This is a genomic window from Halomonas sp. AOP7-B1-5 (assembly GCF_052353045.1).
In the GTDB taxonomy this organism is placed as follows: Bacteria; Pseudomonadota; Gammaproteobacteria; order Pseudomonadales; family Halomonadaceae; genus Vreelandella; species Vreelandella colorata.
In genome coordinates, this window is record NZ_JBQTDC010000003.1 from 24,695 (window position 1) to 43,103 (window position 18,409).

The window sequence follows — 18,409 nt, forward strand, 5'->3', positions numbered from 1 at the left end:
AGCTTGGCTTTTAGGGCGTATTTGTTCGTATGAGTGCGCTACCAGTAGTGGTAGGCTTTGCCCATTATTTCATTTAAAGCCGATGAGGCATGCCGATGAGTACACCTGCTATCCAAGCAGCGCTTCAGCAAATGCAGGGGCTGGCCACGCAGGCGGCATCACAGCCGTTGAAGGGTACACACGTCTCGACAGCCGTAGGGCAAGGTGGCTTTGGCAGCGAGTTACAAGCCTCAATTCAGCGCATTAACCGCCTTCAGAAAGCTGCCGATACGAAAGCCATGGCCTTCCAGGCGGGTGAGCCGAATGTCGCATTAAACGACGTGATGGTGGATATGCAAAAAGCGAGCGTTGCTTTTCAAATGGGGCTGCAGGTGCGTAACCGTCTGGTAACTGCCTATCGCGACGTTATGAATATGCAGGTGTAACTGCCTGTAGCCTTAGCGTCTTTTAGCTCTCTTGAAAATGGGCGCCATTATAAAACCATCGTATGGTGCTTGTTTAACGCTCGCTTTTCTCGCCCTTAGACCTCTAACGAGATAAGGCGGCCCTGTATTTCTTCTAGGCGTTCGGCAATGGCGAGTACTTCCTCCGCAGGAATCTGACGAATAACCTCCCCAGATTCGCGGTCAATTACGCGCGTCACAACCCGTGAAGATTCCTCGCTAACATCAAATTCTAGCCCATGAACGCGCATCGCCGTGTTAATGCGCTGGATGGGTTCAACCAGCTCGCCTGTTTTTATGCTCGTTTGATCTGCATCTGATAATAGTGATGAAGTGCTCGCTGTAGATAGCTGGTTTAGCGTGCTATCTAGGCGCTGTTGGGGCGTTAAGCGGTTTGGCGTTACTGCTAGTGCTGCTGTGGTATCGATGAGTGGTGGTGTCATGTCGGTTATTTCCCATAAAGATAAGCGCTACTGTTAGCTACCTGCCGGTAGACTTTATTCGTTTGATGCATTATCAGCCCAGCGATCTTTTATCGGACTTCACTCATACCATCGGCCGGTTCGCCGTAAACTTTATATGCGCCAAACTATGCTGAGAAATTGATGTGTAACGGTGCCGTTACAATATCTGCGGTTACTAGAAAGCATCTGCTATGCTTCGCCGCGTGCAGTAGTTTTTTTGAATAAGAGTTTCCTTGCACAATAGATTTCTATTAACGCGGTCGTAAAAAACGAGGCGAACATGCTAGCGCAGCAAGATGAGTATGAAACAATTGCCAGCTCAGTGGTGATTGAATCTCTGCTAAATACAATGATTGAAAATGGCGGTGTATCGCTTTGCATGGCTTCGCCTGAGGCCCGCGCTGAGCCTATTGTGCTTATGGAACAGCATGTAGATAAAGCACTGGTAATGGACTTATCTTCGGTCGACTACTTGCTTGGTCGGTTACAAAGTGGTGAGACATTCTATCTGCAAGGCCAGACTCAGGGAAAAGTAGTTCGTACGCCGCTACTGGCGTTGACCGAGACACGTCATTCCGGGGGGCGCTTTTTATGTTGCAGTGACTACCCCGAGACGATTGATGTGCTTCAGCGTCGCGAATCTTTTCGTGCTGAGCTGCGCATGGGGATGGCGGTAGCGGCTAGCGTATTTAGTGTGTTGGGTGAAACTGCGGTTGGCGAGTTGCGCGATATATCCCAAGAGGGATGTCAGCTGGAGCTGCCGATGACGGCTAGCGGTATATTAGCTGAAGCAGACGCTCCTCTTAAGCTTGCTCTTAGCTTTCCGGATGGCACTTATTTTGAAGGGCATGCCATTGCGCGCCACCAGAAGGTTGACTCAGAAAAGCATCTGCTGCGCGTCGGTTTTAAATTTTCGAATTTTACGGCAGAGCAAGAACGTCAGGTTTGGTATTTCGTATGTGAGATAGAGCGTGAAGCCGCTCGTTACCAAAAAGAAGTGCAGGAGGATCGGCAGCCATCGCCGCTCTTTGAGCAGCCCAAGAGACGTATAGGCAGTGAGGGGGTTGGGCGGCGCGATATAAAACATTATGCAACGCCGATGGCGCGTCGCCTGGTAAAGGTGGCTGCCTATCTTAATGCTCAACTGCTGCTTTTGCAGCAGGGGAGTGGGATTGATGCCCAGCGATTATCGCGTAATGCTGACCGCGTGCTGGCGCTTCATGAAGAGGACCGTGAGGCGTTGTTATTTGCCTCGCGCTGCATGTCGCGTGAGCCTTTGCTAGTGCGCCATGGAATTGCCGTTGCGGTTCATCTACTCGACTTGGTAGGGGCAAATATGCCTCGCGAGGCACGTAAGGCAATTGTTGCCAGTGGCTTGATCCACGACTTGGGAAAGGTGTTGGTGCCCCAGGTTATCTTTAGAGCGCCAAGTTTTGAGGCCACTCACCGGCAAGCCATGAGCGAGCACGTCTCCTTGTTGATCGATCGCCTCCAGCATTGTCAGTGGCTATCGGCGAGTGTTGTTCAAGCGGTTATTGGTGGAATTAATGAGCGCCTGGATGGCAGTGGTTATCCCGATGGCCTAAGCGGAGAAGATATTAACGAACTTGCCAAGGCCAGCGCGATTGTTGATGTGGTTGAAGCGATGCGCAGGGATCGTTCTGATCGTCCGGCTAAAACCACACAGCAGATTTATCGGCACCTTTTGGGGCATCCGCACCAATTCGACTTGCGCTGGATAAAACGTTATATCGAACACTTTAAAGCGTTGCCGGTTGGAGCGCTGGTGCGTTTTTCAAGCGAACAGCTAGCATGGGTGCTGCGCTTGGATGAGGCGGGGACGCCATTGGAGGTAGTGTTGACGCAGCAGGCAGTTCCTCCCATGCGTGATTCACTGGGTGGTTTGGTGCGTGGTGATGTGCGCGAGCGACTTGGAAAGCCGACACAAGAAGTGGCGGTCTCAACGTAACGTAATTTTTTGATCAACATTAGCCATCGTTCAGCGAAAAAGTATGCTTAACCATTAAAGTCTGGCTTGATGGCGCCGATATCTCTTATAGCTGAGCATAGCGTGCTCATATCGCATGATAAAAGACAGGTGGCAGTCCTTATATCGGTTATGCCAATGACTGCCACAAACAAGGAGTTCCAGCTAATGACGTACTCTCGCGGCAGCGCTGCCTACGGAAGAGGTGCCAATGCTTACGCACGTGTAGGAGTTGAAAGCGGCGTGATGTCAGCGGATCCGCATAAGCTTATTGTACTGCTTTTTGAAGGAGCGCAGACGGCTATTCGTGCTGCTCGCATCCATATGCAGAGCGGTAATATTAGTGAAAAGGGGAAAGCTATATCCAAAGCGCTGGATATTATTAATAACGGGCTCGCTGCCGCGCTTGATCAAGAGAAAGGCGGCGATATCGCTGAACGGCTAGCCTCTCTTTACGACTATATTGCACGTTTATTGCTCGCCGCTAATCTACGCAACGATGAAGAGAGCTTAAACCAGGCAGAGAACTTGCTCGAAAACATCGCCTCCGCATGGCGGGACATTGGTCAACAGCAGAGCGCATGAGGCCTCCATGGCAGCTTCCATAAATACCCACAACGACACGCCTCAAGCACTGATAGAGGCGTATGAAGGGTTACTGGTTCATGTGACTCAAATGCACGAACTGGCTAGCGCTGAACAGTGGGTAGAGCTGATTGAGCAGCGTACATATTATGTCAAACGGGTAGAAATGCTGCGTGAGCTTGACAGTACCGTGATATTAGATGAGGCCGATAAGCTACGTAAAGCAGAGCTGCTTGAGCGTATTTTGGAGTTTGATGTGGAAATTCGTCGTCGGCTAGTGGCAAGGCGTGATGAGCTAGGCAAACTGATCGGCGTATCTCAGCGCCAGCGTGATTTACACCGCGCCTATGCACCTCAGCAAGGTGTCACTGAAAATCATCGTTCTGATGATGAAGAGGCCGCGACGTGAGCGGTATCACGCCGCTCATCGATACACTATTGCATCAGGTATTGGGGCGGCAGGGTGAGGTGTCGTTGCAGCGTGCTTTAAGTGAGCCCGTTAAGCCTGTTTCTTCTGGCGAAGGCCCGCGTCCTATACAGGGCGACTCAGATCTTGATGGGCGCCCTCCTGCCGCGTTAAATGATTTAAGGCGCATGCCTGGCTCCTTAGGTGGAGAGCGGCAATTTACCCCCGGCGAACCGCAAGGAACTGCGCCAGGGTCAACCCAAACACATTTTAGCCCGGCTGCCCGCAGCATCGCGGATGTTTTGTTGCGCTTTCCAGCTCCCCCCGCTGTTATACGGCCGCCGTCGCCTTTAGTAACGCTACAAGGCTCGCCAGCGGCCAGTGAAGTGGCAGGTCGACTGGAAGCCAGCGTACGTGATAGTGGCTTGTTTTATGAATCCCATTTAAAGCGCTGGTTTCAAGGCGATATGTCTCGGCAGCAGTTAATGCGTGAGCCGCAAATGCAGCCTGGGCCACGCCCCTTGATGGTGCCACTCGCCACTCAGCCTTTATTGCCAAGTGTACCGTTTTTGGCCAATGCTGAGTCCTTGGCATCGCGTACCAATGCGCTGATAACGCCCGGTAGCGCCTTGGTATATGTGCCAAACGATAAAGCCATCGTGGAGCGTTCGGTAATGCCCAGCGCAGCTCCAGCGCAAAGTAATTTTCCTGCTGCGCCCGACGTCAGTAACACTCCATCACGTGAAATAATCGCTTATGAGCGTGAAATAGAGCATATGAAGCATCGCGGACACCGCGATATTGTTCATGAGAGTTTACAAAGCCTGGTGCGCCAGCAGTTAGATATGTTGGTAATGCCTGCGGTGCGTTGGGAAGGTGACGTGTGGGCCGGTATTTTTATGGCATTGGTCATTCATCTGCCAACCCACGATAAAACGCAGGAAAATCAACAGGAAAATAGCGATCCTGATGAGGGTTGGCGTTCCGAAATGCAGTTAGAAGTGCCTAATGTGGGAGCATTTAGTGTCTCTTTGTGGTTTTATCGGGCGGTGCTAAGCATTGACTTAACAACGGCCGATAAAGCCACCCACCATCATCTTGAAAAAGATATACCCGCTCTAGAGCGGCGTTTGGGCGCTTTGGATTTGGAAAAAGTTCAAGTGCGTGCGCGGTACATGCCGCTGGAGAGCAGCCATGACCGTGCCGGATGAGCGTCGGCGTCAAGCCGTGGCACTTGCCTATCAGGAAAATGAGCGTGCGCCGCGGGTGGTGGCAAAAGGCTATGGCGAGCTTGCTGAGCGTATTATGGCCGAAGCTCAACGTCAGGGAATTTATGTGCATGATGCGCCTGAAATCGTTGCGCTGTTGATGCAACTAGATTTAGACACTGAAATACCACCTCGGCTTTACCAGGTGGTCGCAGAGTTACTGGTATGGGTGTTTGAGTTATCCGAAGAGAGCTTAAAACGCCGCGACTAAGCCAAGTAGCCAATCCAGATAGAGTGTGCAACCATGATGTTGAGTAAGGAAAAAAAAGTCATCAAGGCGCCCGTATAATGGTTACAAGATAGCGCCTGCGCCGTTCGATGGAACACTATGAGCCACACTAATTTTCTCGACGAAATTCAAGAAATAAACTTAGCCTATTTGCTTCTCGCGCAGCGTTTGATCAGTGAAGATCGTGAGGCTGCACTGTTTCGTTTGAAGATAGATAGTGATGTTGCTGACCTGCTGTCTTCACTAAGCGCGCGCCAACTAACAAAATTGGCACGCACCAATCAGTTGGTGTGTCGGTTTAGCCAGACGAGTGCAAAGCGGCTGCGGCAAGTCACGGAGAACCCGCGTGATCAAGGGCTCGCAGGCTTACATGCGTCACTGCTATTGGCCTGCGATACGTTTGAATCATTGCCAGCAGGAGATGAGGAGTGAGTCAGAAGAGCTTGGTCGATGAAATGCACCAAGTGCAGCTGGCAATAGAGCTGATTGAACTGGGTGCTCGTCTACAGGTGCTGGAAACGGAAACTGAATTAAGCCGTACACGCCTGATTAAACTTTATAAAGAAGTATGCGGGATGTCGCCACCCAAGGGCATGCTGCCTTTTTCGACAGACTGGTTTATTACATGGTTACCCAACGTCCATTCTTCGCTTTTTTATAATATCTACGCAAGTCTGCTTAGAGATACCAGTTGCGAAAGGATCGATGCATTCGTAAAAGCCTACCGGCTTTATGATGAACAAATGATATTGGAAGGTGCCGAGCCTGTGCTGGGCCTGACGCGTGCCTGGACGTTAGTGCGCTTTTTTGAAAGCGATTTGCTGCAGCTAAATACGTGCACACGGTGTAGAGGTCGTTTCGTTGCACATGCCCATAGCCCGGCACATGACTATATATGTGGTATTTGTCAACCGCCTTCCAGAGCGGGGAAAACGCGTAAATCGCAGCTTGCTCAGAAGGAAAAGAATAATCCTACAGATGCCTCGTAGAGCGTTTGTCGAGCAGACCCTTAATGCATAGATAGCGGTGAAATGCGGCGGTACTTTTTAATTAAACTGCACGTTAGCCCTAGTATGATGAGACCAATTTTGCGTTTGAGCTGGAACAATACCTAACCATCGGAACAGATGGATGAATTTTAGTTCCCTTACTTAATACTGACACACCGCAAGGACTCTGCTTGTGCTGATACTTCTAGGCTATGTAGTCGTTTTGTTATGCGTATTTGGTGGCTATGTGCTGGCTGGTGGCAGCCTTGGCCCTTTATACCAGCCACTTGAGCTAGTCATTATTGGCGGAGCTGGCGTGGGTGCTTTTATTGCGGCTAACAACATAAAAGCCATTAAAGCCACATTCAAACTGTTGCCCAGGCTCAAGGGAGCAAAAAAATATAACAAAGCGTTCTACATGGAAGTCATGGCAATGCAGTACAAGCTATTGTCAAAAATTCGTCGTGAAGGGATGTTGGGAATAGAGCGCGATATTGACAACCCTCAAGAAAGTCCTCTTTTTCAAGAGCACCCCACCGTATTGGCTGACCCTCATGTGATGACGTTCTTGACGGATTATCTGCGCTTGATGGTGAGTGGTGGTATGGAACCGATGGAAATTGATGAGCTGATGCTGCACGAAATCGAAGTATTTGAACAAGAGGCTCATGTCCCCGTCGATGCGATTGCAAAAGTGGGCGATGCCATGCCCGCCTTCGGCATCGTGGCGGCAGTAATGGGGGTCATCAAGGCATTGACCTATGCGGATGCCACTGCGCAACAGATGGGTGAAATGATTGCCCACGCGCTGGTGGGAACCTTCCTGGGTATTTTGTTGGGTTACGGCTTTATTAACCCCATTGCCAGCTTCGCCGGTCGGCAAGCCCAGGAAGCAGAAAAGATGATGCAATGCATTCGGATAACATTATTGGCAAGTTTGCACGGCTACGCACCTCAGCTGGCCGTTGAGTTTGGCCGTAAAGCGCTGTATACCGCCGAGCGTCCAACTTTTTTCGAGCTTGAAGAGTATGTGAAAAATGCCAGGAAGGGCGGTACTGCATGAGTAAGGGCGGTGAAAAGCGCCCGATTATTATCCGGCGTAAAAAGGTGGTGCATGCGCATCACGGCGGCGCCTGGAAAATTGCTCTAGCGGATTTCATGACCGCGCTGATGGCGCTGTTCCTGGTAATGTGGATTTTAAGTGTCTCCAGTGAAGAAACGCGGCGCGGCGTGGCAGAATATTTCAGTACGCCACTGGTGACGGCGATCACTGGTGGTGATCAATCAGGCAGTACCAGGGTTATTCCTGGCGGTGGCCCGGACCCGACACACAGTGATGGTGAAAGAGCGCGCATCGATACCATGCAGCAGACCCGGCCAAGCATGCAGGAGCGACGTTTCTTCACCGATCTACAGGAGCGCATCGAACGCGCAATTGAGGCAGACCCCGAGCTGCGTCAGCTACGCAGGCAAATGCGTTTTGATCTAACCCGTGAAGGGCTGCGCATTCAACTGCTCGACACCGAACAGCGGCCCATGTTTGCGTTAGGCCGGGATCAAGTGGCGCCTTATATGCGCAATTTGCTGCGCACGATTGCGCCCTTACTGAACGAATTGCCCAATGATCTGAGTATCAGCGGCCATACCGATAGCGTGCCTTACGCCGGTGGTTACCGAGGGTATAGCAATTGGGAGCTTTCCAACGATCGTGCTAATGCATCACGGCGGGAATTGGTTGCCGGTGGGCTCGACCCGGATCAACTACTGCGTGTGTCAGGCTTTGCTGACCGCGTACTGCTGCCAGATACCGATCCAAGCGACCCGGTCAATCGACGCATTGAACTCGTCGTTTTGTTACCCGAAATCGCAGAGGCGATTCGTAACCCAGGAATTATGGGAACTGATATCACAGTGCCTACCTCTGCTAACGAACTGTTAGAAGACTTACCGCAAGATATATCACAGGACGATGCGTCAGAATGAGCGAGCCTTGTGACAAAAATATGACGTTAGAGTGGAGTGGTGCATGGATATAGCGGATTTTTTTGACACCTTTTTTGAAGAGGCGGAAGAGCTGCTGGCGGATATGGAGCAGCACCTGCTGGAGCTTGATGTCGATAATCCAGACAACGAGCAGCTAAACGCTATTTTCCGCGCAGCGCACTCAATCAAAGGGGGGGCAGGTACCTTCGGCTTTAGCGTGCTGCAAAAGACCACGCATATTCTCGAAAACCTGCTAGATCACGCGCGTAAGGGTGAGCTTGTGTTACGTGCCGACCTCGTTGATACCTTTCTAGAGGCTAAAGACATCATGCATGAGCAACTCGATGCCTACCGTAACGAGGAAGCGCCCGATCAAGAGGCGTACGAAAGAATTTGCCATACCTTACAGCAGATAGCCTTAGAAGAGATTGGCCAGACACTCGAAGCGCCCATCGCAGCGCCTGAGCCGGTTGCCAAGCCTGAAGAACTACCCAGCAATGAGGCTGATCATAGTCAACTGATCGTGGCATTACTTAATGTCAGTGAAAAAGATCGCGTGTTGCTGGTTGAAGAGCTTGAGCAGCTAGGCGACGTCCAGGCGCAATCCGGCGATGAAAAGCGTTATGAAGTAATACTCAACGGTGATGTCAGTGCCGATGATATTGAAGCCGTGATGTGCTTTATCATCGAGCCTGAGCAGATTGAGATTACACCCGCTGGTGATGTGCATTTGGCTGCCCCCATTAACGTTGAGCAAAACAACGCTAAAAGTGCCCCCATGCTCGCTCCTTCAGAGCCTGCACCGGCGAAAAAACCGCCTGTGGAAGCTAAAAAGGCGCCTGCCAGCAGTGCCAAACCCAAAAAGGCAGCGGCTGAATCCTCTTCCATCCGTGTTTCGGTTGATAAGGTCGACCAGATCATCAACCTAGTGGGTGAGTTAATTATCACCCAGTCAATGCTGGATCAGACGGTCAGCGACTTGGATGACCAGTCAGTGAGTAACAGCTCGCTGCAGAACGGTATGAGCCTATTACAGCGAAATGCCCGTGATCTGCAAGAGTCTGTCATGTCTATTCGCATGATTCCCATGGAATTTGTGTTTAGCCGTTTTCCGCGTGTTGTGCGGGATACTGCGGGCAAACTGGGTAAAGAGATTGAGCTGGTGACCGAGGGCAAGTCCACCGAGCTGGATAAAAGCCTGGTCGAGCGCATCACTGACCCGTTAACCCACCTGGTACGTAATAGCCTTGATCACGGTATAGAAATGCCGGACAAGCGTGAGGCACTGGGCAAGCCGCGAACCGGCAAACTCATCCTGTCCGCCCGCCATCAGGGTGGCAATATCTTGATCGAAGTGCGTGATGATGGCGCGGGTATGGATCGGGAGCGTCTGTTAGCTAAAGCTCGGGAAAATGGGCTTAACGTCTCTGACGCCATGACCGACGAAGAAGTCTATCAGCTGATTTTTGCGCCAGGCTTTTCGACCGCCGAAGCCGTGACCGATGTTTCCGGGCGAGGCGTGGGCATGGATGTGGTCAAGCGTAATATTCAGGGAATGGGCGGCCGCGTTGAAATCCAGTCCAAAAAAGGCGAGGGCACCAATACGCGGATCGTACTGCCGCTGACACTTGCGATACTGGATGGCATGTCGATCAAAGTCGGTGGGGAAACCTTTATTCTTCCGCTCTCTACCGTGCTTGAATCATTGCAACCGACCAAAAACGACATGTATGCCATGGCGGGGGATGATGTTGTCTTAAAGGTACGCGATGAGTACCTGCCCGTTATTGCCATCCATGAAGTTCTGGATGTGGAAAACGCGATTACCGATCCTACCCAAAGCATTGCGGTCATCGTGCAGGGGGAAGGTCGGCGTTACGCCATGCTGGTCGATGAGCTGATTGGTCAACAGCAAGTGGTCGTTAAAAATCTTGAAGATAATTATCGCAAAGTGCCAGGCATATCGGCGGCAACCATCCTTGGCGATGGCAGCGTGGCGTTAATTTTAGATATTACAGGGCTGCATCGCTTGAGCAGGGTCAAGAAAGAAGCGGGCAAAGTAGTTAACAATCAACCTATCTCTTTTTACAAGGAGGCTGAGCCGTCATGAGTCAGGCTAATAGTGAGGCGGTACACGCCGCTGATGAAGCTGAAAATCGCGAGTTTTTAGTATTTTCATTGGGCGAAGAAGAGTACGCCATTGATATTTTGAAGGTTCAGGAGATCCGCGGGTACGAAAATGTGACGCGTATCGCCAACGCACCTGACTTTATTAAAGGGGTGACCAATCTGCGTGGCGTGATTGTGCCGATTGTTGACCTGCGTATTAAGTTTCATCTGGAAAGCGTCGAATACGGCGGCCAGACCGTTGTCATCGTGGTCAATGTTGCTGATCGCGTGGTGGGTATTGTGGTCGATGGCGTTTCTGATGTTATGACGCTAACCCCCGAGCAAATTAAGCCTGCCCCTGAATTTGGTGTGACGCTATCTTCAGATTTCCTAAGCGGGCTCGGTAGCTTAGACGATCGCATGCTGGTGCTCGTCGATATCGATAAGCTTTTGACCAGTGAAGAGATGGCGTTAGTGGATAGCACCAGCAACCGCTAATGTTTTGCAACTGCTTGATTATTTTTTGGTTACTACAAGACACATGGAGCGTGTCTACCTGTACGAAAACACTACCCGTGCGTTAGGGAAAACGCCTGCGAGTAACGTTGTGTTTGGAGAAACCATAGTGACACAGCTAATGCGGCAGATAATGGGCAATATGACCGTGCGTCTTAGTTGGGGGCTGGTACTTACCTGCTTCTCATTGCTGGTTATTGCGGCATGTGGCATCGGTTTTTATGCCCTTCATCATGGGTCGGCGCTTATGCAGGCCACCAATGATGGCCTGGCCCAGCAGGCTGTGTTTACGGACTTTGCCGCACGTATTCGGTGGTTTTTAATCGCTATTGTGCTAATCACGGTAACAGTGGCGGTAGCGGTAATTTGGGGCGTGACCGCCAATGTTCTGCGCCCTTTGGATCACTTGGTGGGCTATTTTGAAAAGATGGCCCAGGGCGATTTAAGCCAACAAATTACCGCGCCAGGCAATAACGAAATCGGGCGTCTATACGTGGCGATGGCTCATATGCAGTCATCATTATCGGAAACGGTCGGCGTTGTGCGCAGTAGCGGTGCGTCCATTCATGAGCGTTCCCAACAGATTGCCAGTGGTAATAACGATCTCTCCTCGCGTACAGAGCAGCAGGCCTCTTCGCTTGAAGAGACCGCTTCAAGCATGGAGCAACTCGCCTCGACGGTTGAGCATAATGCCGATAATGCTCGACAAGCCAGCCAGCTGGCGCAAAACGCTACCTTAACAGCCCGGCGTAGCGGCGAAGAGGTGGGCGGAATTGTAGAGACGATGCAGGATATTAACGCCAGCTCCCACCAGGTGGCGGATATTATTACGGTGATCGACAATATCGCGTTTCAGACCAATATCCTGGCGCTGAATGCCTCGGTAGAAGCCGCACGTGCCGGTGAACATGGCAAGGGGTTTGCCGTGGTGGCGCAAGAGGTGCGCAGCTTGGCAAGCCGTAGTGCCAACGCTGCAAAAGAGATCCGCACGCTGATTGATCGGTCATTGGGCACGGTAGATGCCGGCACGCAGCGCGTCAATCAGGCAGGTAAAACCATGCAGGCGTTGGTCGATGCCGTGCAGCGGGTAAGCGATATCATGGATGAAATCGCCGCCGCGTCGGAAGAGCAGAGCAACGGTATCGGTCAGGTCAATCAAGCTGTCGCACAGATGGATCAGGTGATTCAGCAAAATGCGCAGCTTGTCCAGCACGCCGCTCATAGCGCTAATGAACTTGAAAGTGAAGCCGCCCGGTTAAGAAATGCCGTCGAACGCTTTCAGGTAGCGCATAGCATTGCCCCTTCCATCTCGCCCAGCGTGAGTTTAGCCCCCCCTTTAGCATCCCGGCCACCTGCCATTACCCCTGCGAAAACGGCAGAGGCGCAAGCCTGGGAAGCATTTTAACGGCATGCGTCTGTTGAGCGACATACTGCTTACGAACTGAACAATAAGGCAAATCAATGCGCAATAACCAGCCTATTTCTCAACGCGAAGTTGAGTTGAAGGAAAACGATTTTCTGGTCTCTCGTACGGATTTAAAAGGTCGTATTACGTACACGAACCCGGCATTTATTGAGATAAGTGGCTACACGCATGACGAGTTGATAGGTGCTCCGCATAACCTGGTTCGCCATCCGGATATGCCGCCTGCCGCGTTTGAGAATTTTTGGCAAACCGTACAGGGCGGAGATACCTGGCGTGGGTTGGTTAAAAATCGCTGTAAAAATGGTGATCACTACTGGGTGGACGCCAGCGTAACGCCAATTATTGAAGACGAACAGGTTGTTGGTTACGCCTCGGTGCGCGTTCAAGCCTCACGTGAGGCCATAAAGCGTGCTGAACAGGCTTATGCTGAGATACGGGAAGGACGTAACAAGCATCTCTACCTGGACAAAGGGCGTCTGCGACAGCGTGGTGTCGGCCAGTGGCTGAAAAGGATTCAGTTGAATACCATCCGCGCCAAACTGGTTGGCATGATTGTGGTCGCTGCGGCGTTGCTGTTGATTAGCGGGGGCTTGGGTCTTTACGGTCTTAACGCGTCAAGTGAGCGGCTTGAGAGGCTTAATAGCGATGGTTTGCGCGACGTCGTCAGGCTGCAACAAATTGACCAAATGATCGCCAATACGCGCCAGGGAATGATTGAACCAGAGCGTATGGAGTTGATCAATCAGCGTTTTGAAATAGGTGAAACCATTGAGCAGCGTGCTGAAGAAGTAGCCACCGTATGGCAGGGCTATTACACCCGTGCGGTCAATAACACGCCGCTTGCCAGTGCGTTTAACGATCAACTTCAGGCCTTTCTTGAGGAGGGAATGGGTCAGGCGGCCCGTGTGCTGCAAGCCGAAGAGACCTACCAAGCGTTTACTGGGCTGGACGCCGTCATCAGCGTCATGTCTGATGAGGGGCGGGCACTTTCTGAAAGCGTGAATCAGCTCATTGAGCAAAAACAGCAAGCGGCTGAACAAATGGCGGTTGATGCCCAGCACGCGCAAAACACCATTATCGCAACGCAAGCGGTGGTGCTGGGGGTTGGGTTGGCGCTGCTGATAGCGATTGGTTGGTTAACCTTCCGCGCAATTATACGTCCCCTAAAGGGCGCATCACGTTTTACGCTGCAAATCGCGGGCGGTAACCTGGCGGCTTCCGCGCCCAAGCGTCAGCACGATGAAGTGGGCCAGCTACTTGATGGGCTTAATGCCATGCGTAAAAGCTTAAGCAGCATTATTGGCGACGTAAAAGGCGGGATAGATATCGTAACGCCTGCCGCACAAGATATTGCGACAGGTAATGAAGCGCTCTCTTCACGTACCGAGCAACAGGCTGCTTCGCTACAGCAAACGGCCTCCAGTATGGAAGAGATGACGGCTACCGTACGTCAGAATAGCGACAACGCTCAAGAAGCCCGCCGACTCGCCGATAATAACTCTACTCGGGTTTCTCAAACGGGCGAGCTAATGGCGCAGTTGGTAGACAATATGCAACGCATTACCCAAAGCTCTCAAAAGATGGCCGATATCATCAATACCATCGACTCGATAGCTTTCCAAACCAACATCCTGGCGCTGAATGCCTCGGTGGAGGCGGCGCGCGCCGGCGAACATGGGCGTGGCTTTGCCGTGGTGGCCGAAGAAGTGCGTAATTTAGCCGGACGAAGCGCCGGCGCTGCCCAGGAAATTCGAGGGTTGATTGACGGTTCTAACAAGGAAGTCAATGCGGGCGCTGGGCTGGTTGAAAAAGCAGAAGCCGCGATCAGTGAGGTCGCTGAGGCGGCACGCAGTATTACCAATATCATGCACGAAATTTCGGCAGCCTCTGAAGAGCAAAGCAGTGGTATTGCCGAGGTAAATCAGGCGGTGGCTGAAATGGATCAGGCAACGCAGCAAAATGCCGTACGTGTTCAGGAAACCGCACGCGCCGCCGTTGCGTTAGAGCAGCAAGCAAGCCTGCTCGCGCTATCGGTTGAAGCCGTTCGGCTTAACCAGAAGAGCCCAGAACGCCCTGTTGCCTTGGCGAACACGTTACCTGCTAAACAAGCAACAACGCTTGCCAGCCCCACAGCGCGCAACAAAGTAGCCGCGCCTGCTGTGCAGCGACAAGCGACACCTGTAGAGGAATGGGAAGAATTTTGAGCGAACAACGCGAACTAGGTGTCGACGCCAATCAGTGGGCGTCTAGTCATCAGATTGAACGAGATCTGATGCTCACGGATGCGGATTTCTTACGAATACGAGAGCTTATTTACCAGCGTGCTGGCATCGTGTTGGCCGAGCATAAACGCGAGATGGTTTATAGCCGGTTAGCCAAGCGCCTTCGACATCATGGTTTGACACGTTTTAGCGATTACTTATTGCGCCTGGAGCGTCAGCCTGATGCAAAAGAGTGGGAGGCGTTTACCAATGCGCTGACCACTAATCTGACCGCGTTTTTTCGCGAGGCGCACCATTTTCCCCTATTGGCAGAGCATCTTCGCCATAAGCAGAGCCCGGTCACTATTTGGTGTTCGGCCGCTTCAACGGGTGAAGAGCCCTATTCACTGGCCATGACGCTTTTGGAAACCCTGGGGCCCAAAGCGGCGCAGGCGAAAATCGTTGCCACCGATATCGATACCGATGCCCTAAGCCGCGCGCGCGCCGGTATTTATCCACAAGAGCAGGTGCGCAAGTTAGATGAAGCCCGTGTGAAACGCTTTTTTCAGAAGGGTACAGGGCAGCAACAGGGGCTCGCTCGTGTGCGCCCGGAAGTTTCCGAGCTGGTTGAGTTTATGCCTCTTAATCTGCTGTCGACACAGTGGCCGATTAAAGGCCCGTTTGATGCCATTTTTTGTCGAAATATCATGATCTATTTCGATAAAGAGACGCAGGCAAAGATTCTTAAGCGGTTTGCGCCCCTTATGAAGCCGGATGGCCTGCTGTTTGCCGGTCACTCTGAAAACTTTTCGTATATTAGTGATGCGTTCAAGCTGCGGGGCCAGACGGTATACACGCGGGCTTAATGGAACCATTTTCGTGTTTTTTATACGCCTAATGCGTGGTTATCCGTGCAAACAAGGCAGCATACCCGGCATTAACTGCAAAGGAGGCGTGCATTGAGCGCTGCCAAGATCAAAGTATTGTGTGTCGATGACTCGGCGCTGATTCGTGATTTGTTAACCGAAATTATCAACTCGCAGCCGGACATGGAAGTGGTTGCCGTGGCGCCTGATCCACTGGTTGCCAGGGATTTAATTAAGCAACACAACCCTGATGTGCTAACACTTGACGTTGAAATGCCGCGCATGGATGGGCTCGATTTTCTGGAACGCCTGATGCGCCTGCGGCCCATGCCGGTCTTGATGGTGTCATCGCTCACGCAAAGCGGTTCGGAAATTACGCTGCGTGCACTTGAGCTTGGCGCGCTGGACTTTGTGGCCAAACCAAGCCTGGGTATTCGGCATGGCATGATGGAGTACGCCAATGAAATCGCCGAAAAGCTGCGTGCGGCCGCACGTTCACGGCCGCGTCAGGCGCGCCATAAAAATGCTCCACCGCCTGCACAGTTAAAAGCGCCGTTAGTCTCAAGCGAAAAACTGATTATCATCGGAGCATCCACGGGCGGCACGGAAGCCATCCGTGCGGTATTAGAGCCGTTGCCTGCCAACTCCCCTGCCATTTTGATCACCCAGCATATGCCGGGGGGGTTTACGCGCTCGTTTGCCGAGCGCCTGGATCGGTTGTGTCGAATAACCGTCAAAGAGGCGACTGATGGTGAACGTGTGCTGCCGGGCCACGCCTACATTGCCCCTGGCGACCAGCACTTAAAGCTCGTACGCAGCGGAGCAAACTATGTGGCACGTCTGGACAGCGGGCCACCGGTCAACCGGCATCGGCCATCCGTCGATGTGCTGTTTCATTCCGCCGCGGAACAGGCTGGGCGTAACGCCATCGGGGTGATTCTGACCGGCATGGGCAAAGATGGGGCTGTGGGGCTTTTGGAAATGCGCCAGGCTGGCGCGCCTACCGTTGCTCAAAACGAGGCGACGTGTGTGGTCTTTGGTATGCCGCGTGAAGCGATAGCCATGGGTGGCGCTGTCGAAGTTGCTGCACTCGATGATATTCCCGCCCGGTTGATGGCAATGGTAGCTGCCTCCGGTCGCTCCCAGCGGGTATAAACCTTTTTACTATAAAAATGCTTGGCGAAGGGGATGATCCAATGACGCGTTTACTGCGCAACCTGAGTATCCATGCGGCCGTTGTGGCGGCATTAATGTGTTTTGCCATGCTGATTATCATGCTGGCGAGCATCAGTTTTCTATCGGAGAACCGAGCACAGGAAAATCTGGCGACTTACGGGCTTATTAGTAGCGATCAGCTGAATGAGATTAATCGGGCCGATTCGCTACTTAACCAGGCCATGCTGGCCATGGAGATTGCCTCAAATTACTTAATGGTCGGCCATATGGGCCGAACCAATGAGCAGTTGGCGATTGCTGCCGACCGTATTGAGCGTTCCGAGATGCGTTTTGAGAACTTTGCTGCGTCCCCCCGTACGCCGCAGGGCGAAGCGTTAGGACGTGAGTTAATCGAAAACTTCCGTACCGTTATGGCGTTAGTAAAGCAGCAGCACGAAAGCTTTGCTCAGATGGATATCAACACTTACAGCGATTTGCGGGAAGCGCTAGTAGCGCCGTTAGCTAGCCTTGCCGAAAGCACAACGGCATTCGTTCAGTATGGGTTTCAGCGGGTTGATACGATCGGCCAGGATGCCAAAGCCCAAGGCAACGTCTTCAAGCTCATCAGTGCCATCGCGGTGGGGCTGGCGCTACTCATTACGCTGATTATTTATATTGGGTTGAGGCGTACGGTCATTACGCCGTTGAACGATGCGGTCAGGCGGTTGGATAAAATTGCCGAGGCAGATTTGACCCAACCGGTACCTAACGCAGGCAACAATGAGATTGGCCGACTGTTTGCTGCCATGGCCACCATGCAACAAAACCTGACGGCGATTGTGACGCGGGTTCGCGAAGGCAGTTCTGAGATTCACTACGGCACGCGGGAAATCGCCAGCGGCAATGCGGATCTTTCCTCACGCACTGAGCAGCAAGCGGCAGCCATTGAAGAAACCGCGGCCAGCATGGAAGAAATGACGGCCACTGTGAAGCAAAATGCTGATAATTCCCGCCAGGCCAGCACGCTGGCCGCGGACGCTTCGTCAACGGCTGAACATGGTGGCCAGGTAGTGAACCAGGTGGTTCAAACGATGCACGGCATATCGAGCAGCTCGCAAAAAGTGGCCGATATTACCAGCGTTATCGACTCTATTGCTTTTCAAACCAATATCCTTGCTCTCAACGCCTCGGTAGAAGCCGCGCGCGCTGGTGAGCAGGGCCGTGGGTTTGCAGTGGTGGCCGGTGAGGTCCGTAACCTCGCCAGCCGCAGTGCTGATGCTGCCAAAGAGATCAGAACGTTAATTGACGCCTCGGCGAGCCAGATTAAGCAAGGCTCGACATTAGTCGAGCAGGCAGGTTCTACCATGGCCGATGTCGTGACGGCCGTGCGCCGGGTTACCGATATCATGGATGAGATATCGGCAGCCTCGCAGGAACAAAGCGATGGCATTGAGCAGGTAAGTCACGCGGTCGGCCAAATGGATCAGGTAACTCAGCAGAATGCTGCACTGGTACAAGAGGCCTCCGCAGCCGCTACATCGCTCGAAGAGCAGGCCAATCATTTGGAAGAGGCCGTTGCCGTCTTCAAGCTGCTGGGGTCGCAATCCCCTCAGCGCGCTTCGTTACCGGCGCAAGCTACCTCAACCCTTTCTCGCCCTGCGCAAAAAATCGTACCGGCTGTTCCAGCGACACGTCCAGTATCCAGCCATAGCGATCATGCAGAGTGGGAAGCTTTTTAACCCTGACTAAGTAACTCGTCATCTGATGACGTGTATTGATAAG

The 18,409-nt window shown here is 52.3% G+C and carries 18 protein-coding genes; 17 read left to right on the forward strand and 1 reads right to left on the reverse strand.

Annotation, left to right across the window (positions count from 1 at the left end):
* Positions 1 to 95: 95 nt before the first annotated feature.
* Complete coding sequence (gene fliE / locus ACT3XD_RS02370; protein ID WP_192536437.1) at positions 96 to 425, forward strand: flagellar hook-basal body complex protein FliE; 330 nt, start codon at positions 96 to 98, stop codon at positions 423 to 425.
* A 95-nt stretch (positions 426 to 520) separates the two neighbouring features.
* Here the strand turns inward: fliE and ACT3XD_RS02375 are convergent, their stop codons facing one another.
* The gene (locus ACT3XD_RS02375; RefSeq protein ID WP_192536438.1) at positions 521 to 886 is read right to left on the reverse strand and encodes a flagellar protein FlaG; all 366 of its coding nucleotides are present in this window, start codon (positions 884 to 886) and stop codon (positions 521 to 523) included.
* Between the two features lie 301 nt (positions 887 to 1,187).
* Between ACT3XD_RS02375 and ACT3XD_RS02380 the strand changes: the two genes are divergently transcribed.
* The 16 genes from ACT3XD_RS02380 to ACT3XD_RS02455 all read left to right on the forward strand — a co-directional run bounded on the left by ACT3XD_RS02380 (position 1,188) and on the right by ACT3XD_RS02455 (position 18,366).
* Positions 1,188 to 2,876 (forward strand): HD domain-containing phosphohydrolase, encoded by a 1,689-nt coding sequence (locus ACT3XD_RS02380; RefSeq protein ID WP_192536439.1) that lies wholly within the window; start codon positions 1,188 to 1,190, stop codon positions 2,874 to 2,876.
* Positions 2,877 to 3,062: 186 nt separating this feature from the next.
* Positions 3,063 to 3,479, forward strand: coding sequence for a flagellar export chaperone FliS (fliS, locus tag ACT3XD_RS02385; RefSeq protein ID WP_192536440.1), 417 nt, complete (start codon positions 3,063 to 3,065; stop codon positions 3,477 to 3,479).
* Positions 3,480 to 3,486: 7 nt separating this feature from the next.
* Positions 3,487 to 3,888, forward strand: a complete 402-nt coding sequence (fliT, locus tag ACT3XD_RS02390) for a flagellar protein FliT (protein ID WP_192536441.1) — start codon at positions 3,487 to 3,489, stop codon at positions 3,886 to 3,888.
* Positions 3,885 to 5,096 (forward strand): flagellar hook-length control protein FliK, encoded by a 1,212-nt coding sequence (locus tag ACT3XD_RS02395; protein ID WP_192536442.1) that lies wholly within the window; start codon positions 3,885 to 3,887, stop codon positions 5,094 to 5,096. Before fliT ends, ACT3XD_RS02395 begins: the two co-directional genes overlap by 4 nt.
* The gene (locus tag ACT3XD_RS02400) at positions 5,080 to 5,364 is read left to right on the forward strand and encodes an EscU/YscU/HrcU family type III secretion system export apparatus switch protein (protein WP_018917795.1); all 285 of its coding nucleotides are present in this window, start codon (positions 5,080 to 5,082) and stop codon (positions 5,362 to 5,364) included. Before ACT3XD_RS02395 ends, ACT3XD_RS02400 begins: the two co-directional genes overlap by 17 nt.
* 117 nt (positions 5,365 to 5,481) lie before the next feature.
* Positions 5,482 to 5,814, forward strand: a complete 333-nt coding sequence (flhD, locus tag ACT3XD_RS02405; protein ID WP_018917794.1) for a flagellar transcriptional regulator FlhD — start codon at positions 5,482 to 5,484, stop codon at positions 5,812 to 5,814.
* Positions 5,811 to 6,371 (forward strand): flagellar transcriptional regulator FlhC, encoded by a 561-nt coding sequence (gene flhC, locus ACT3XD_RS02410; protein ID WP_192536443.1) that lies wholly within the window; start codon positions 5,811 to 5,813, stop codon positions 6,369 to 6,371. The genes flhD and flhC overlap by 4 nt, the downstream gene beginning before the upstream one ends.
* 193 nt (positions 6,372 to 6,564) lie before the next feature.
* Positions 6,565 to 7,434 carry a flagellar motor stator protein MotA gene (motA, locus tag ACT3XD_RS02415; RefSeq protein WP_192536444.1) on the forward strand — a complete coding sequence of 290 codons (870 nt, stop codon included), beginning with the start codon at positions 6,565 to 6,567 and terminating at the stop codon, positions 7,432 to 7,434.
* Complete coding sequence (motB, locus tag ACT3XD_RS02420) at positions 7,431 to 8,354, forward strand: flagellar motor protein MotB (protein WP_192536445.1); 924 nt, start codon at positions 7,431 to 7,433, stop codon at positions 8,352 to 8,354. The genes motA and motB overlap by 4 nt, the downstream gene beginning before the upstream one ends.
* A 43-nt stretch (positions 8,355 to 8,397) precedes the next feature.
* Positions 8,398 to 10,464, forward strand: coding sequence for a chemotaxis protein CheA (gene cheA, locus ACT3XD_RS02425; protein ID WP_192536446.1), 2,067 nt, complete (start codon positions 8,398 to 8,400; stop codon positions 10,462 to 10,464).
* Complete coding sequence (gene cheW / locus ACT3XD_RS02430; RefSeq protein ID WP_192536447.1) at positions 10,461 to 10,961, forward strand: chemotaxis protein CheW; 501 nt, start codon at positions 10,461 to 10,463, stop codon at positions 10,959 to 10,961. Before cheA ends, cheW begins: the two co-directional genes overlap by 4 nt.
* Positions 10,962 to 11,112: 151 nt before the next feature.
* Positions 11,113 to 12,384, forward strand: coding sequence for a methyl-accepting chemotaxis protein (locus tag ACT3XD_RS02435; protein WP_192536556.1), 1,272 nt, complete (start codon positions 11,113 to 11,115; stop codon positions 12,382 to 12,384).
* Between the two features lie 56 nt (positions 12,385 to 12,440).
* The gene (locus tag ACT3XD_RS02440) at positions 12,441 to 14,609 is read left to right on the forward strand and encodes a methyl-accepting chemotaxis protein (protein ID WP_192536448.1); all 2,169 of its coding nucleotides are present in this window, start codon (positions 12,441 to 12,443) and stop codon (positions 14,607 to 14,609) included.
* Positions 14,606 to 15,472: a CheR family methyltransferase gene (locus ACT3XD_RS02445; protein WP_192536449.1), complete on the forward strand. Its 867-nt coding sequence runs from the start codon at positions 14,606 to 14,608 to the stop codon at positions 15,470 to 15,472. The genes ACT3XD_RS02440 and ACT3XD_RS02445 overlap by 4 nt, the downstream gene beginning before the upstream one ends.
* Before the next feature lie 93 nt (positions 15,473 to 15,565).
* Positions 15,566 to 16,627 (forward strand): protein-glutamate methylesterase/protein-glutamine glutaminase, encoded by a 1,062-nt coding sequence (locus ACT3XD_RS02450; protein ID WP_192536450.1) that lies wholly within the window; start codon positions 15,566 to 15,568, stop codon positions 16,625 to 16,627.
* 41 nt (positions 16,628 to 16,668) lie between these two features.
* On the forward strand, positions 16,669 to 18,366 hold the full coding sequence (locus ACT3XD_RS02455) for a methyl-accepting chemotaxis protein (protein ID WP_192536451.1): 1,698 nt from the start codon (positions 16,669 to 16,671) through the stop codon (positions 18,364 to 18,366).
* Positions 18,367 to 18,409: the final 43 nt, after the last annotated feature.